This is a genomic window from Streptomyces sp. BB1-1-1, assembly GCF_031597775.1.
GTDB classification, from domain to species: domain Bacteria; phylum Actinomycetota; class Actinomycetes; order Streptomycetales; family Streptomycetaceae; genus Streptomyces; species Streptomyces thinghirensis.
Genome location: NZ_CP134203.1, coordinates 537,935 through 553,079 on the forward strand (window position 1 = coordinate 537,935; position 15,145 = coordinate 553,079).

Sequence of the window (15,145 nt, forward strand, 5' to 3'; positions counted from 1 at the left end):
GGCCCGGCCCGGACGCCGGTGGGTCAGACCAGGTCGAAGCGGTCGAGGTTCATGACCTTGACCCAGGCGGCGACGAAGTCGTGCACGAACTTCTCCTTCGCGTCGTCGCTCGCGTAGACCTCGGCGAGTGCCCGCAGCTCGGAGTTCGAGCCGAAGACCAGGTCGGCGCGGCTGCCGGCCCACTTGATCTCACCGGTGGCGGCGTCGCGGCCCTCGAAGGTGGTCTGGTCTTCGGACGTCGACTTCCACGTGGTGCCCAGGTCGAGCAGGTTGACGAAGAAGTCGTTGGTGAGCGAGCCGGGCGTCCTGGTGAAGGCGCCGAGCTGGGACTGCTGGTGGTTGGCGCCGAGGACGCGCAGGCCACCGACCAGGACGGTCATCTCGGGCGCGCTGAGGGTGAGCAGGTTCGCGCGGTCGAGCAGCAGGAACTCGGCCGGCAGGCGGTTGCCCTTGCCGTGGTAGTTGCGGAAGCCGTCGGCGGTCGGCTCGAGTGCCTCGAACGACTCGGCGTCGGTGTGCTCCTCCGTCGCGTCCACGCGGCCCGCGGCGAAGGGAACCTCCACCTGGAAGCCGGCTTCCTTGGCGGCCTTCTCGACGGCGGCGGTACCGCCGAGGACGATCAGGTCGGCCAGCGACACCCTCTTGGCGCCGGCGCCGGAGTCGAACTCCCGCCGGACGCCCTCCAGGACGCGCAGGACCTGCGCCAGCTCGTCGGGTTCGTTGACCTCCCAGCCGCGCTGCGGCTCGAGGCGGATGCGGGCGCCGTTGGCACCGCCGCGCTTGTCGCTGCCGCGGAAGGTGGACGCCGAGGCCCACGCGGTGGACACCAGCTGCGAGACGGACAGACCGGACTCGAGGAGCTTGGTCTTGAGGGTCTTGATGTCCTCGGCGTCGATGGCCTCGCCCTCGGGCTCGGGCAGCGGGTCCTGCCAGAGCAGGGTCTCCTCGGGGACCTCCGGGCCGAGGTACAGGGACTTCGGGCCCATGTCACGGTGGGTCAGCTTGTACCAGGCGCGGGCGAAGGCGTCCGCGAACTCCTCCGGGTTCTCGTGGAACCGGCGGGAGATCGGCTCGTAGACCGGGTCGTAGCGCAGCGACAGGTCGGTGGTGAGCATCTTCGGGCGGTGCTTCTTCGCCGGGTCGTGCGCGTCGGGGACGATCTCCGGGGCGTCCTTGGCCACCCACTGGTTGGCGCCGGCCGGGCTCTGTTCCAGCTCGTACTCGTACTCGAAGAGGTTCTTGAAGAAGCCGTTGCTCCACCGGGTCGGGGTCGTGGTCCAGGTGACCTCCAGGCCGGAGGTGATGGCGTCCGGGCCCTTGCCCGTGCCGTGGGTGCTCTTCCAGCCCAGGCCCATCTCCTCCATGGCGGCGGCCTCGGGGTCGTCGCCGACGGCGTCGGCGGGGCCGGCGCCGTGGGTCTTGCCGAAGGTGTGTCCGCCGGCGATCAGCGCGACGGTCTCCTCGTCGTTCATCGCCATGCGACGGAACGTCTCACGGATGTCGCGGGCGGCGGCGATCGGGTCCGGGTTGCCGTTCGGACCCTCCGGGTTGACGTAGATCAGGCCCATCTGGACCGCGCCGAGCGGGTTCTCCAGCTCGCGGTCGCCGGTGTAGCGCCCGTCGTCGAGCCAGGTCGTCTCGGGACCCCAGTAGACGTCCTCCTCGGCCTCCCAGACGTCGGCGCGGCCACCGGCGAAGCCGAAGGTCTCGAAGCCCATCTGCTCCAGGGCGACGTTGCCGGTGAGGACCAGCAGGTCGGCCCACGAGATGTTCTGGCCGTACTTCTTCTTGACGGGCCACAGCAGGCGGCGGGCCTTGTCGAGGTTGCCGTTGTCCGGCCAGCTGTTGAGCGGCGCGAAACGCTGCTGGCCGGCGCCGGCGCCGCCGCGGCCGTCGCTGATGCGGTAGGTGCCCGCGCTGTGCCAGGCCATACGGATCATCAGCGGGCCGTAGTGCCCGAAGTCGGCGGGCCACCAGTCCTGCGAGGTGGTCAGCACCTCGGCGATGTCCCGCTTCACGGCCGGCAGGTCGAGGGCGTTGAACGCCGCGGCGTAGTCGAACTCCTCACCAAGCGGGTTGGCGACGACCGGGTTCTTGGCGAGGATCTTCAGGTTGAGCCGCTCCGGCCACCACTGACGGTTTCCGCCTCCCTGCGTGGGGTGCGGGGCGCGCCCGTGGGCGACCGGGCAGCCACCCGCCTCCTCGGTTTTCGCGTCGGTCACGATGGCGTCGTGGTTCTCGGACATGGGAATCCTTCCAAGCGGGGCGGATCAAGGTGCTGGGGAACTGCCGGTGGTGGAGCAGTCGGGGCACAGGCCCCGGTAGATGACCTCGGCCTCGTCTATCGAGAAGCCGTGGTCGTCGGAGGCGGTCAGGCAGGGCGCCTCGCCGACGGCGCAGTCGACGTCGGCGAGCGCGCCGCAGGACCGGCACAGGACGTGGTGGTGGTTGTCCCCCACCCGTCCCTCGAACCGCGCCGGGCCGCCGGGCGGCTGGATGCGGCGCACGAGTCCCGCCGCGGTGAGCGCGTGCAGGCCCTCGTACACGGCCTGGAGGGAGACGTGGCCCACGCGCAGGCGCACCCCGGACGCGATCGCCTCGACGACGAGGTGATCGCCTCGTCGGACGGTCTCGAGCAGCGCGAGACGGGCGGCGGTCACGCGTAGGCCGGCCCCGCGCAGTTCCGCGGCGACGGCCGGATCCCGGGATGCGGTCATGGCGGCGAACCTACTCCCGTAAACACGAACCCCTCAAGGAAACGAACCGATCCATTTCAGTGACCGCCAGGTGCCGTACCCGGCCTGCCCCGGTGACGGCGAACGATCGTGGTAGACAACGTCGGTGAGGGGCACTGGCAACGAAATGCCGCATCCCGGCACCGCGCGACAACAGGAGTGAGTGAGCAGCCCGTGCTATTGAAGACGTTCCGTTGGGCCTTCGCCGTCACTGCCCTGGGCCTGGCCGCGGGAGTGCTGTACGAAGGGTGGACCGCCTTCGGCCTCGTGGCCATCCTCGCCGTGCTGGAGATCTCCCTGTCCTTCGACAACGCGGTGATCAACGCCGGGATCCTGAAGAAGATGAGCGCCTTCTGGCAGAAGATCTTCCTCACCGTCGGCATCCTGATCGCCGTCTTCGGCATGCGCCTGGTCTTCCCGGTGGTGATCGTGGCGATCAGCGCCCGGCTGAGCCCCTGGTCCGCGGTGCATCTGGCACTCACCGACAAGCAGCGCTACCAGGAGCTGGTGACGGACGCCCATCCGTCGATCGCGGCCTTCGGTGGCATGTTCCTCCTGATGATCTTCCTCGACTTCGTCTTCACGGACCGGGAGATCAAGTGGCTCGGCCCGCTGGAGCGCCCGCTGGCCAAGCTAGGCAGGGTCGACATGCTGTCGGTCTGCATCGCGTTGATCGTGCTGCTCGTCGCGGCGATGACCGTCGGCGCCCACGCCCACCAGCACGGCGGCACCCACGTCGACAAGACGCAGACGGTCCTGCTCGCCGGGGTCGCCGGTCTGATCACCTACATGGTCGTCGGCGGTCTCTCCGGCTACTTCGAGGGGAAGCTCCAACGGGAGGAGGAGCGGGAGCACGCGGCCGAGGAAGCGGCCGAACGCGCCGGCAGGCCCCGCTCGGCCGTCGCCCTCACCGGCAAGGCCGCGTTCTTCATGTTCCTGTACCTGGAGGTCCTGGACGCGTCCTTCTCCTTCGACGGCGTCATCGGCGCCTTCGCCATCACCAACGACATCGTGCTGATGGCGATCGGCCTGGGCATCGGCGCCATGTACGTCCGGTCCCTCACCGTCTACCTGGTCCGCCAGGGCACCCTCGACGACTACGTCTACCTGGAGCACGGCGCCCACTACGCCATCGGCGCCCTCGCCACCGTCCTCCTGGTGACCATCCAGTACGAGATCAACGAGATCGTCACCGGCCTCATCGGCGTGGTCCTGATCGGCGCCTCCTTCTGGTCCTCCGTGCGCCGCAACCGCGCACTGGCGGCGTCCTCCTGACTCCACGTCCGGCCGAAATCCCGGATTGCCGGACCGAGGAGTCAAGGGGCCGAACGGGTGCGCTACATTTTGCAGCGCCTTGACCACGATCACTCACGCTACGGAGCCGGCAACCCCATGAGCGACATCGTCAACGGACTCGGCCGTGCCACCGCCTACGGCGGCCTCGGCCTGGTCCTTCTGGTCCTCGGCATCGTCCTGGTCGACGTGCTGACGCCCGGAAAGCTCGGCCGGCAGATCTGGGAGCAGCGCAACCGCAACGCGGCCATGGTGCTCAGCTCGGCGCTGCTCGGCATCGGCGGCATCGTGTTCACCTCCATCTGGACGACGTACGAGGACTTCGGCAAGGGCCTGGTGTCCACCGCGGTGTTCGGGCTGCTGGGCCTCGTGATGATGGCCGTGGCCTTCCTGATCGTCGACCTCATCACCCCGGGCCGGCTGGGCGAGACGCTGGTCGAGCCCGAGCCCCACCCCGCGGTGTGGGTGACGGCCTCCTGCAACCTGGCCGTTTCCGCGGTCGTCTCGGCCTCCATCGCCTGACGCCGTTGGGCCGCCCGGCCGCGCAGGCCGTGAGTCAGGAGACGGTCGCGGGCGGCGGGGTCCAGCGGCGGGTGCGGGCGGTGGCACCGGAGACGCCGTAGTCCTTCTTCAGTTGTTCGGGGATGGCGTAGTGCATGACGCGTCCGCGGGTGAGGGAGGACAGTTCGAGGATCGTGGTGAGGTGGCCCAGCCGGTCCAGCGCCCACGCGCCCATGGGTGAGCGGTCCTCGATCGTCTCCAGGACGCCGAGGAGGCGCGGGGCGGCCTTGACCAAGGTGTCCCAGGGGGTGCGGGGCACGTCCAGCCAGTCGGCGCACGTGTCCCCGACGAGGTAGCGGATCAGGGCCGAGACGACCGGGTCGAAGAGGGTGCCGGGCACCACTTCCTCGTACAGGTCGATCAGCTGCCTCGTCAGATGGGCGCCCTCCTCGGAGGGGCCCATGTGGCGCAGCATGTACAGGTCGAGGAACCGCCGTCCTTCGTCGAGCGTGGTGGGCACGGCCGACTGGTCGACGCCGAGGATGGCGCCGACCACCCGCCAGGCGTAGAAGTAGGCGTCCGCGCCTTCGGCGGACATGTGGATGCCGAGACGGTGCAGGCTGTCCAGGACGAGCAGGGAGAAGAACATCTGCCCGCCGATCATGTCCTCCTGGCAGATCGGTACGCCGAGGGTGTCGGTGTCCCAGCGGTTCTCCCGCTTCAGGTGGTGGCGGATGGCGGCGTGCAGCAGGCGTACCTTCTGGGCGGCCGGGACGAAGCGTCCGCCGGCCTCGAACGCGTCCGGCTGCATGAGGTGGACGGTGAACTGGCCGGTCTCCGCCATCCGTTTGGAGGGGTAGCTCAGCCCGTGGGTGGCCGACAGCAGCCTGGCGACGTGCGGGACGACGTAGCAGGCGGGCATCGACGCGAACGACAGGGCGGTGGAGATGTGCACGTTGTTGTCGATGAAGAACAGGCGGGCCTTCTCCATCTCGGCCCAGTCCACCCAGGCCGGCGGGGTGGCGGTCGCCCGCAGGTACTCCCGGGCCACCCCGGGGAGGCCGTCCGGCAGTTCCTGGCCGCTGGTGGAGACGTAACGCATCAGGGAGTTGAACTTGCCGACCTCGCCGCGCTCGAAAAGGGTGGCGACGACGGCGTCGGCCAGTTCGTCGCCGCCGCGGCGCAGGGTGTCCATCGACGTGTCGGTGTAGGTCATCGCGGTCTCCTCGTCAGTGGATGCGGTCGGTTGCGTCAGTGGACGCGGTCGGTGGCCCGCTGTGCGAGCTCGCGCAGCGCCCGGCGCGCCTGCGGTGATGTCCCGGCGGCGTCCAGGGCGCGGGTGGCCCGCTCCACGCGGGCGAGGATCATCCGCTCGACCCGCCGCGGTGCCTCCAGCTCCACCATGAGGTCGCGTACCTCGCGCAGGTGGTTCTCGTCCAGGTCGCTCCGGCCCAGCACCTGCCGCAACCGCTCCCGCTGGGAGGTGTCGGCGGCCTGCCAGGTCTCGGCCAGCAGTGCGGTGGGCCGGTGGGCGCGCAGGTCGTCCAGGCCGGCCTTGCCGGTGCGCTCCGGGTCGCCGAACAGGCCGAGCAGGTCGTCACGGAGCTGGAAGGCCTCGCCGAGCGGCAGGCCGTAGGCGGAGTAGGTGTCCCGCAGCGCGGCGGGGGCGCCGGCGAGCAGGCCGCCGATGAGCAGGGGGTGCTCGACGGTGTACTTGGCGGTCTTGTACCGGACCACCTTGAGGGAGGTCGCGGTGTCCGGTGGTCCGCCGGTGTGCAGGATCTCCAGGCACTCGCCGGCGATGAGTTCGCGGGCGAGCGCGGCCCACAGGTGCCGGGCGCGGGCGAGGTAGGCGGCGGGGAGACCGCTGGTGGTGAAGAGCTGCGCGGCGAGGGCCATCAGGTGATCGCCCACGAGCATGGCCAGGGACCGGGCGGCCGTCCGGGCCCGGCGGCCGTCCCGGGCCGGGCCCGGGGCCGCCGTCAGTACGGTTTCCAGGGCGACGTGGGCGGTGGGCAGGCCGTGGCGCAGGCCGCTGTCGTCGATGAGGTCGTCGTGCACGACCGCCGCCGCGTGCACCAGTTCCATGGCGGCCGCCGCCCGTACCAGGGCGTCGCTGTCCGGTTGTCCGGCCGCCCGCCAGCCCCAGTAGCAGAAGGCCGCCCGCAGCCGTTTGCCGTGCCCGGCCGCGCTCCGCAACTGCCCGGCCACGGGTGCGAGAGCGTCGTCGAGGGCCACGAGGTGGCCGGCCTCCTCGTCGAGGAAGCTCCGCAGGACGCCGTCGACGCGGGTCTTGAAGCCGGCCGGGTCCCAGGAGTCAGACATCGCCGCCGTCGGCCGCCCGCCGTGCCCGTGCGTGCTGGGCGAGTACCTCCAGGTGGGCGGGCGGCACGTTCGTGCACCGGTCCAGCGCGAGCTTGCCCCGCGCCTGGAGGTCCCGTTCCGCCTCCCGCACCAGGTCGGCGGTGTCCGAACGGCCGAGGAGCCCGCGCAGGCCGCCCACCGCCGAGCCGATCGTGCTCACCGCGAGGTGGGCGAGTCCGGCGACCAGCAGCACCGCCTGGCCGTCCGGGCCCGAGCCCCGTTGCGTCGTGTGCGTCATGCTTCTCCCCCAGGGGTCGCGTCGTCACGGACGCGCCTGGTCAACGGCGCGTCCGCTCAGAGCATGACCGGACGCACGGGGCAGAAGATCCCGAATCCCCCTTTGAGGGACATGGGGAACAGGTGTCAGGCAGACCGGTTCAGTCGCCGGAGTCGTTCCGGCCGCTCCCGCCTCGGCCGGAACTCTTCGAACTGCGCACGAGTTCGCCCGCCGCCAGGGTCACGGCGGACACCGCGCGCACCCAGCGCGGACCGCCCCGCGCCTCCGCCCACACCACGCAGACGAGCCCTCCGAGGACGACCACTACGACAACGGACAGGACCAGCTCGGCCATTGTCCTCCCTTCCTTTCCTTCGGTTCTTCCGCGATCCGCGGCGAGGCCCACGTTCGCGGGTTCACCCGGCCCGTTCGACGCTCCACCGCGGCAGACTCTCGAAGAAGGCGACCGCCTCCTCGCGCCACCGCGGACGCCAGCCCTCGGCCACCAGGCGGGCCTGCTCGGCGTACTCCCGCATGTCCGCCCGCATCCGGTCGGCGACACCGTGGCGCTCGCCGATCTCGCGGACCGCGGCGACGGTCTCCGACGTGCAGGCGGGGTTGCCCAGCGCCTCCTCGACGACGGCGCGCTCGGCGCCGCTCACGGCGGACAGCAGGCGGGCGACGGTGTAACTGCGCCTGCCCTCACGGATGTCGGTGCCGGTCGGCTTGCCCATGGCGGCCGCGTCGCCGAACAGGTCCAGGTAGTCGTCGCGCAGCTGCCCGCAGATGCCGACCAGTCGCGCGTAGCGACGCAACTCCTTCTCGTGGGCGGCCGGTTGTTCGCCCGCGGCCAGGAGTCCGAGCTGCAGGGGGGCGAGGACCGAGTAGCGGGCCGACTTGTGGTCGGCCACGTCGTGCAGGACATCGTCGTCCGGGACCGCGGAGGCGAAGTCGCGCTCCAGGTCGACGATCTGACCCACGAACGTGTCCGCCGCGGCCCGGGTCTGCACCTCGACCATGGCCTGACGCACCTCGACCGGAAGCCCCGAGTCCAGGAGCACGCGCAGCGAGAGGGCGAGCGCGAGGTCGCCCGCGAGTACGGTGAGCCCCAGCGCCGCCCGCGGATGGCGGGGGAACCGCTCCCGGTAGGCGTAGTAGGTCGTGGGCCCGCCCCGGCGGGTGGCGCTGTCGTCGATGAGGTCGTCGTGCACCAGGCCGTGGGTCTGGAGCAGTTCGACGCTCAGCGCGGCGGCGTCCAGCCCTTCGACCGGCTCGTCGGTCACCAGCCGCGCGGCCTCGTGGAGCAGTACCACCCGCATCCGCTTGCCGCCGCGCAGGGACAGGTCGCGCAGCAGTTCCAGGCACTCCGGGGTGAAGCGGCTGAACGACGGCGCGTCCAGCGTCGCGCCCAGTGAGTCGAAGTACGCCGCGAAGAGCGCGTTGAACCGTCGCTCGTACCGGGCGACACGGTCCAGCGGTTGCTCGGTCATGGCGAAGTCCTCCTGGCGGCCGGGCGGGTGACACGTGAACAGTGTGTCAGGGGCGTCCGCCCGTCCTCAGCAGCCCTGCCACAGCCGGGTCATCACCCGTACCCCGAAGCGCAGCCCCTCCAGCGGCACCCGTTCGTCGACGCCGTGGAACAGCCGGCCGTAGTCGAGGTCGTGGGGCAGCTTCAGGCCCTTGAAGCCGAAGCAGCGGATGTCCAGCTTGGTGAAGGCCTTCGCGTCGGTGCCGCCCGGGTTGCAGTACGGCACCGGGTGGCCGTCGGGGTCCTCGGCGCGCACGGCCGCGCACATGGCGTCGACGAGCGGGCCGTCGAAGGCGGTCTCCATCGCGATGTCGTGGTTGACCCACTCACGGGACACCGAGGGCAGGAGCAGCGCGTCGATCGTGTCGATCAGCTCCTGCTCGTGGCCGGGCAGGAAGCGGCCGTCGACGCGGGCCGTGGCCTTCCCCGGGATGACGTTGGTCTGGTAGCCGGCGGTGAACATGGTGGGGTTGGCCGAGTTGCGCAGCACCACCTGCATGAAGTCGGCCACGTGACCCAGCTCGGCCAGTTCGGCGTCCAGGTCCTCCGCGTCGAAGTCGATGTCGACGCCCTTCAGGCGGGCGGCCTCGGCGAGCAGGGCGCGCACCGGCTCGATCAGCCGGACGGGGAAGGTGTGCCGGCCGATGCGGGTGAGGGACTCGGCGAGGTCGGTGACGGCGTTCTCGTCGTTCGGGGAGGAGCCGTGCCCGGCCCGGCCCGACGCCGTCAGCTCCATCCACGCCATGCCGCGCTGGGCGTTCTCGATCGGGTACAGGCGCCGGGTGTCGTCGAGGGCGAAGCTGAAGCCGCCGCCCTCACCGATCGCCTCGGTGACGCCCGCGAACAACTCGGGCCGGTGCTCGACCAGCCAGTGGGCGCCGTACTTGCCGCCCGCCTCCTCGTCGGCGAGGAAGGCGAGGACGATCTCGCGGGCCGGCCGGGTGCCGGTGCGGGCGAAGTGCCGGGCGGTGGCCAGCATGACGGCCACCGTGTCCTTCATGTCGATGGCGCCGCGGCCCCACAGGTAGCCGTCGCGGATCTCTCCGGAGAACGGCGGCACCTGCCATTCGGCCGGGTCGGCCGGTACGACGTCCAGGTGGCCGTGGACCAGCAGGGCGCCCCGGGAGGGGTCGGCGCCGGGGATGCGGGCGACGACGTTGGCGCGGCCCGGGGCGCTCTCCACCAGCTCCGGGGCGAGGCCGGCCTCGGCGAGACGGGCCACGACCCAGTCGGCGCAGGCGCGCTCGTCGCTGGTGGGGTTGGAGGTGTCGAAGCGGATCAGCTCCGCGCACAGGTCGACGACTTCACGCTGCGCCTCCTCGGAGGCGGGCAGGTCGGTGGTGCTCATGGTGCTCCTACGGGGGCGGTGCCGGACGCGGCCGGGGTGCGGTCGGCGTCGGCGGCGTCGTCGTCGTCGTCGTCGTCGAGGGTGGTGGTGCCGTACGTCCTGATCCAGCCGGCGAGGCCGAGGACGCTGTAGAGGACGAAGGCGGTCAGCAGGGAGTTCAGGGCGGGGATGCCGCCGTCGTAGAACTTGCCGACGCAGAAGGCGAGGGCCCAGATGACCAGGGACATCGGCACCCAGGTCGGCGAGGTGGCGGGCAGGGTCTGCGCCTCGCGGGTGGCGTCCAGGGGTGCGCGCATACGGCGCACCACCCAGTACTCGGCGACGATGATGCCGCCCACCGGCGGGATGGCGACGCCCAGCACGGACAGGAAGTCGGTGAAGTGGCTCATGATGCCGACGGCGGACAGGACGGTGCCGGCGATGCCGAGGACGATGGTGACCGCGCCTCGGTGCACGCGCTTCTTGAAGACGACCTGGAAGAAGTTGACGACGCCGAGCGAGGAGCCGTACAGGTTCCAGTCGTTGATCTTCGCCGTGGACATCAGGACGACCAGCACGCCGAAGACGCCGGAGGTGGAGAGCACGATCTGGGAGACCTGGCCGCTGCCGACCATGTGACCGAGGAGGACGCCGGTCATGCCGACGATGTACTCGGAGAGGATCATCGACGAGGCGCTCTGCAGGAAGACGTGGGAGCCCTTGCGGTTGTAGCGGGTCATCTCCGGGGAGACGATCGCGCCGGTCATGAAGCCGCCCGCGATGGCGGTCGCGGCGACGGCGAGCGGGATGGTCTCGCCGGGCGCCGGGGAGTTGATCAGCTCGGACAGCGAGTGGTCGCTCAGCGCGTCGGTGACCGACCAGGCGACCATCGCGAAGAACAGCGGGGTGACGATCTTCGCGAAGACGGCCATGTACCGGAAGCCGAAGATCACCAGGACGGTGATGGCGAAACCTGCGGCCATGCACCACAGCCAGGAAGGACCGCCGACGAGCGCGGACACACTGTCGCCGAAGATCGTGTTCTGGACGCCGAACCAGCCGACGAGACTGACCGAGATGACCAGGCTGACCAGGGCCGAGCCGTTGCGGCCGAAGCCGGCCCAGCGGGTGAGCAGCGGGGTCGCCAGACCCTCGCGCATGCCGGCCAGCCCGATCGCGAAGATCACGACCTCGAGGATCACCGCGCCGAGGGTGAACGCGAGGAACGCGTCGCCGAAGGACATGCCCACGCCGATGGTGGCGCCGAGGGTGAACTGCGAGATGGAGCCCGACTGCGCGAGCCACTGGAGCAGCATCGTCCAGAAGCCGAGCCGCTTGTCGCGCGGGACGCGGGACAGGGCGTAGTCGTCGCTGCCCACGGCCTTGGCGCCGCCCGCCTCCTCGGCGGTGTTCTTGTGCGCGGCCATGATCACGACTCCCGGGGTTCGCGGCCGAGGGTCTGCAGGTGGGTCAGGGAGCCGTAACGGGACACGAGCGCGTCGAACTCCTGGTCGTCGTGGAAGTCGAGGCGTCCGCCGCCGTAGGCCTTGGCGGTCTCGACGGCGAACCGGGCCGCCGCCGCGATGTCGGTCTCGTGGCTCGCGCCCGTCTGACAGCCGGGCACCGCCGAGGCGGAGGTGATCGCCAGGCCGACGACCGGAGCCGCCGTCGCCGTGGCCGGCTGCAGGATCGAATTGATGTGGTGTACACCGTTACCGTACGGGGTGATGTCCTGGGTGGTCACCGGGTACGTGACCAACGGCTCACCGGTCACCACGGCCAGCAGCTCCCCCAGCTGCTCGCTCACCTTGAGCACCCAGCCCTCCTTGACGGTGGGCGACAGGGCGAGGCCCCTGTGGTTGATGATCCGGTTGCCCTTGGTGGTGTCGACGGAGAGCACGGCCTCCATCTCGCCGGTGACCTCGTGCCGGTTCATGGTCGCGATGTCGACGGGCGAGTCCATGAACGGCACCGGGTCGTGCGGTGCGGTCGGGGCGTTCGGGCAGATGTGCGTGGCGATCATCACGTCGCCTTCGAGCACGTCTCCGCGGCGGCGCATGTCGAGGAGCTTGGCCGCGGTGGCGAGCGCCGCGACCGCGCCGTCCGCGTCGGAGACCAGGCCGGTCATCTCCGGGCGCGCCCCGATGCCGCCGAGCCGCCCCACCACGCCGAGGGTGCGCGCCGAGCCGCCGCGGGAACGGCCGTCGCGGCCCGGCACCCGCACGAGCACGAAGTCCGTCGAGCCGCGCTCGCCGGTGACGGTGGTGACCTCGGCGCCGGAGCCCTCGGGCCCCGCCACGGAGTCGAGGTGGGCGGCGACGCGCTTGCCGTCGACGTCGGGATCGTCCAGCAGATCCACGAGGTCCAGGACGTACTTCAACATGGGCAGTTCTCCTGATCCGCACCTGGGACGGTGCTGACAGCAGGTTCGGGATCGACTAACGTTCTCCGCAACTGTTTCCCGTTATCTGCAATCAAGGTCTGAATGGTGAGATGAACGGGGCAACGGCGCAACGAGTGAGGCGCACCAGTGAGAGGAGCCGCCGTGGCCGACCGGCCCGTTCAGCCCGCGGACCGCAAGACCCCGGCCGGGGCACTGCAGACCGTCGACCGCGCCCTGCTGGTGCTGCTGGCGTTCGAGCGCACCCGGCCCGACTGGGGCGTGACGGAGATCGCCGCCGAGTTCGGCTGGGACACCTCGGTCGCCCAGCGGCTGCTGTCCACGCTCGCGGGCCGCGGCTTCCTGGTCTCCGACCCGGCGACCCGCCGTTACCGCATCGGCCCGGCCGCCCTGCGCCTGGGCCGCCTCTGGGAACGCTCGGGCTCCCTGGAACTGCTCGCGGAACCGGTCCTCCAGGACTTGCGGGCGGCGACCGGCGACACGGTGCTCTTCTGCCTGCCCGACAGCTTCCACATGCGCTGCGTCGCGGCCGTCGAGGGCGAGGAGGGGCCGCTGCGCTACTACCCGCTGGTCGGCGAGCTGTACCCGGCGCACGCGGGCGCCACCAGCAAGTCGTTCTACGCCTTCCTGCCCGACGACCAGCGCCACCGGCTCTTCCGCGGGCGCCCCATGGCGCGCTTCACCGAGCGCACGGTCACCGACCCCGATCAGCTGGAGCGCGAGTTCCGCCAGGTCCGCGCGCAGGGCTACGCCTGGACGGTCGGCGAGTACGACGCCGGTATCGGCACGGTCGCCATGCCGGTGTTCCTCGGCTCGGAGCCCTACGGCAGCCTCAGCCTCGGCGCCGCCAAGGAGCGCTTCCCGGAGGGGCCCGAGGACCGGCTCGAAATGCTGCGCCGCGCCGCACGGCTGCTGGAACAGCGCCTGACGCACCCGCCGCAGCACCAGCGCCGCCCGCGCTCCCCCCGCACCACCTGACGCACCGATCGCCCCCTCCACCCTCCCCCTCCCCCGCCGATCCACCCCGCCGATGAGGACCACCCGTGAATCTGCTGCTCCTTTCCAACTCCACCCAGCACGGCCGCGGCTACCTGGAACACGCCCTGGACACCGTGACCGGCTTCCTGCCCGCGGGGGCGCGACTGGCCTTCGTGCCGTACGCGCTCGCCGACCACGACGCCTACACCGCCAAGGTGCGCGGCGCACTCGCCGGCGCGGGGATCGACGTGCGGGGCGTCCACGAAGGCGGCGACCCGTCGGCCCGGCTCGGCGAGGCGGACGCCGTGTTCGTCGGCGGCGGCAACTCCTTCCGGCTGCTCAGCACGCTGTACCGCACCGGTCTGCGGGAGACGCTGATCAAGGCGGTCGGTGACGGGCTGCCCTACATGGGCGCCAGCGCCGGCACCAACATGGCGGCGCCCTCGCTGCGCACCACCAACGACATGCCGATCGTCGAGCCCCCGTCCTTCGAGGCGCTCGGGCTGGTCCCGTTCCAGATCAACCCGCACTACCTCGACCCGGACCCCGCCTCGACGCACAAGGGCGAGACGCGCGAGGAGCGGCTGACGGAGTTCCTGGAGGAGAACGACGTCCCCGTACTCGGGCTGCGGGAGGGTTCCTGGCTGCGGGTCGAGGGCGACAGGGCCGTGACCGGGGGCGAACGGGACGCCCGGCTCTTCCGGCGGGGCTCGGCTCCCCGCGAGATCGGCGCGGGTTCGGACGTGTCCGAACTGCTGCGGATCACGGCGGCGTTCGACACGCGGGCGTAGGCACGAGGACGCCGGAGGCCCGTCGAACCGGCCTCCGGCGTCACCTCCCGCTGAGGGGGGTGTCCCGACCCTGGGTGTCCTCACCCACCCGGGCTGTTCCGACGCGGAGCCCGGTCAGTCGCCCAGGTGCCGCACGAGTGCCTGCGCGACCTCCTGTGCGGCCGGTGCCGCCCACCGCCGGCGGTGCCGAGCCAGCCGCACCGGTACGTCGGGGAAGCGCGGCCCGTCGACCCGTACCAGCCGGCCCCGTCGCAGTTCCTCCGCCACGGTGGTCAGCGGCAGGAGTGTCAGCCCCAGCCCCGCCGCCACGCAGTTGCGCGCCGCGTCGACGCTGCCGAACCGGGTGAGCCTCGGCCGCCCGCCCGGCACGTCGAGCAACCGCCGTGCCAGCGCGTCGCTGTAGGAGCAGCCCTCCTCCAGGAGGAAGAAGCTCTCCGCCGCCAGTTCCGGCCAGCCCGCCGCGTGCGCCCGGGCGGCGAGGGGGTGCCCGGGAGCGGATACGAGCGCGAGCGGTTCGCGGGCGACGGGTTCGCCCGTCACGTCGGGGAACTCGGTCTCCTCCTCCAGCAGCAGCGCCAGGTCGAGCCGTCCGGACCTGAGTCCTTCGAGGCACTCCGCGGTCCCGGCCGCGTAGAGATGGACGTCCACCTCGGGGTGGCTCGTCCGCAGGGCGGCGACGACGCCGGGCAGGCGGCTCGCGCACAGGGACTCCGGGCTGCCGACGACCACCCGCCCGGACACGACGCCCGTGTCGTCGCACGCGGCCCGCAACCGCGCCACGGTGTCGAGTACCTCCTCGGCCCGCTCCAGCAGCCGGTGGCCGGTGTCGGTGAGCAGCGCGCCGGTGGGCAGGCGGTCGAAGAGCCGGACGCCGAGGTCCCGTTCCAGGGTGCGGATGTGCACCGTGACGGTGGACTGGGCCAGGTGCAGTTCGGCGGCGGCGGCGGTGAAGCTGCCCGTGCGGGCGAGCGTGGTGAAGGTCGTCAGCAGTCGGGTGTCCACGCGAGCCA

At 71.3% G+C, this 15,145-nt stretch carries 15 protein-coding genes; 4 read left to right on the top strand and 11 right to left on the bottom strand.

Annotated features, from left to right (window positions below):
• Positions 1 to 23: 23 nt before the first annotated feature.
• Both katG and RI578_RS02310 read right to left on the bottom strand, forming a co-directional pair.
• Positions 24 to 2,246 (bottom strand): catalase/peroxidase HPI, encoded by a 2,223-nt coding sequence (katG, locus tag RI578_RS02305; RefSeq protein ID WP_310869441.1) that lies wholly within the window; start codon positions 2,244 to 2,246, stop codon positions 24 to 26.
• 24 nt (positions 2,247 to 2,270) lie between these two features.
• Complete coding sequence (locus RI578_RS02310; protein WP_210958362.1) at positions 2,271 to 2,717, bottom strand: Fur family transcriptional regulator; 447 nt, start codon at positions 2,715 to 2,717, stop codon at positions 2,271 to 2,273.
• 192 nt (positions 2,718 to 2,909) lie between these two features.
• On the opposite strand from RI578_RS02310, the gene RI578_RS02315 reads away from it, so the two are divergent.
• Both RI578_RS02315 and RI578_RS02320 read left to right on the top strand, forming a co-directional pair.
• Positions 2,910 to 4,010 (top strand): DUF475 domain-containing protein, encoded by a 1,101-nt coding sequence (locus tag RI578_RS02315; protein ID WP_310869442.1) that lies wholly within the window; start codon positions 2,910 to 2,912, stop codon positions 4,008 to 4,010.
• 117 nt (positions 4,011 to 4,127) lie between these two features.
• Positions 4,128 to 4,550 carry a DUF350 domain-containing protein gene (locus RI578_RS02320; RefSeq protein ID WP_310869443.1) on the top strand — a complete coding sequence of 141 codons (423 nt, stop codon included), beginning with the start codon at positions 4,128 to 4,130 and terminating at the stop codon, positions 4,548 to 4,550.
• A gap of 34 nt (positions 4,551 to 4,584) precedes the next feature.
• Here RI578_RS02320 and RI578_RS02325 read toward each other — a convergent pair whose 3' ends face one another.
• The 8 genes from RI578_RS02325 to RI578_RS02360 form a co-directional block, all read right to left on the bottom strand.
• Positions 4,585 to 5,745 (bottom strand): oxygenase MpaB family protein, encoded by a 1,161-nt coding sequence (locus RI578_RS02325; RefSeq protein WP_310869444.1) that lies wholly within the window; start codon positions 5,743 to 5,745, stop codon positions 4,585 to 4,587.
• 35 nt (positions 5,746 to 5,780) lie between these two features.
• Positions 5,781 to 6,854 (bottom strand): polyprenyl synthetase family protein, encoded by a 1,074-nt coding sequence (locus RI578_RS02330; protein ID WP_310869445.1) that lies wholly within the window; start codon positions 6,852 to 6,854, stop codon positions 5,781 to 5,783.
• A complete protein-coding gene (locus tag RI578_RS02335; RefSeq protein ID WP_310869446.1) occupies positions 6,847 to 7,131 on the bottom strand; it encodes a polyprenyl synthetase in 285 nt (94 codons plus the stop codon). Before RI578_RS02335 ends, RI578_RS02330 begins: the two co-directional genes overlap by 8 nt.
• 139 nt (positions 7,132 to 7,270) lie before the next feature.
• Positions 7,271 to 7,465 (bottom strand): hypothetical protein, encoded by a 195-nt coding sequence (locus RI578_RS02340; RefSeq protein WP_310869447.1) that lies wholly within the window; start codon positions 7,463 to 7,465, stop codon positions 7,271 to 7,273.
• Positions 7,466 to 7,526: 61 nt separating this feature from the next.
• Positions 7,527 to 8,600 (bottom strand): polyprenyl synthetase family protein, encoded by a 1,074-nt coding sequence (locus RI578_RS02345; protein ID WP_310869448.1) that lies wholly within the window; start codon positions 8,598 to 8,600, stop codon positions 7,527 to 7,529.
• 66 nt (positions 8,601 to 8,666) lie between these two features.
• Entirely contained in the window at positions 8,667 to 9,986 is a 1,320-nt protein-coding gene (locus RI578_RS02350) for a M20/M25/M40 family metallo-hydrolase (RefSeq protein ID WP_310869449.1), read from the bottom strand.
• A complete protein-coding gene (locus RI578_RS02355) occupies positions 9,983 to 11,392 on the bottom strand; it encodes a cytosine permease (protein ID WP_310869450.1) in 1,410 nt (469 codons plus the stop codon). Before RI578_RS02355 ends, RI578_RS02350 begins: the two co-directional genes overlap by 4 nt.
• A gap of 2 nt (positions 11,393 to 11,394) precedes the next feature.
• Complete coding sequence (locus tag RI578_RS02360; protein ID WP_310869451.1) at positions 11,395 to 12,348, bottom strand: DUF1177 domain-containing protein; 954 nt, start codon at positions 12,346 to 12,348, stop codon at positions 11,395 to 11,397.
• Between the two features lie 162 nt (positions 12,349 to 12,510).
• Here RI578_RS02360 and RI578_RS02365 point away from each other — a divergent pair, with 162 nt between their 5' ends.
• Both RI578_RS02365 and pepE read left to right on the top strand, forming a co-directional pair.
• Entirely contained in the window at positions 12,511 to 13,344 is an 834-nt protein-coding gene (locus RI578_RS02365; RefSeq protein ID WP_310869452.1) for an IclR family transcriptional regulator, read from the top strand.
• Between the two features lie 65 nt (positions 13,345 to 13,409).
• Entirely contained in the window at positions 13,410 to 14,135 is a 726-nt protein-coding gene (pepE, locus tag RI578_RS02370; protein ID WP_310869453.1) for a dipeptidase PepE, read from the top strand.
• A gap of 114 nt (positions 14,136 to 14,249) precedes the next feature.
• Here the strand turns inward: pepE and RI578_RS02375 are convergent, their stop codons facing one another.
• On the bottom strand, positions 14,250 to 15,137 hold the full coding sequence (locus RI578_RS02375) for a LysR family transcriptional regulator (protein ID WP_310869454.1): 888 nt from the start codon (positions 15,135 to 15,137) through the stop codon (positions 14,250 to 14,252).
• Positions 15,138 to 15,145: the final 8 nt, after the last annotated feature.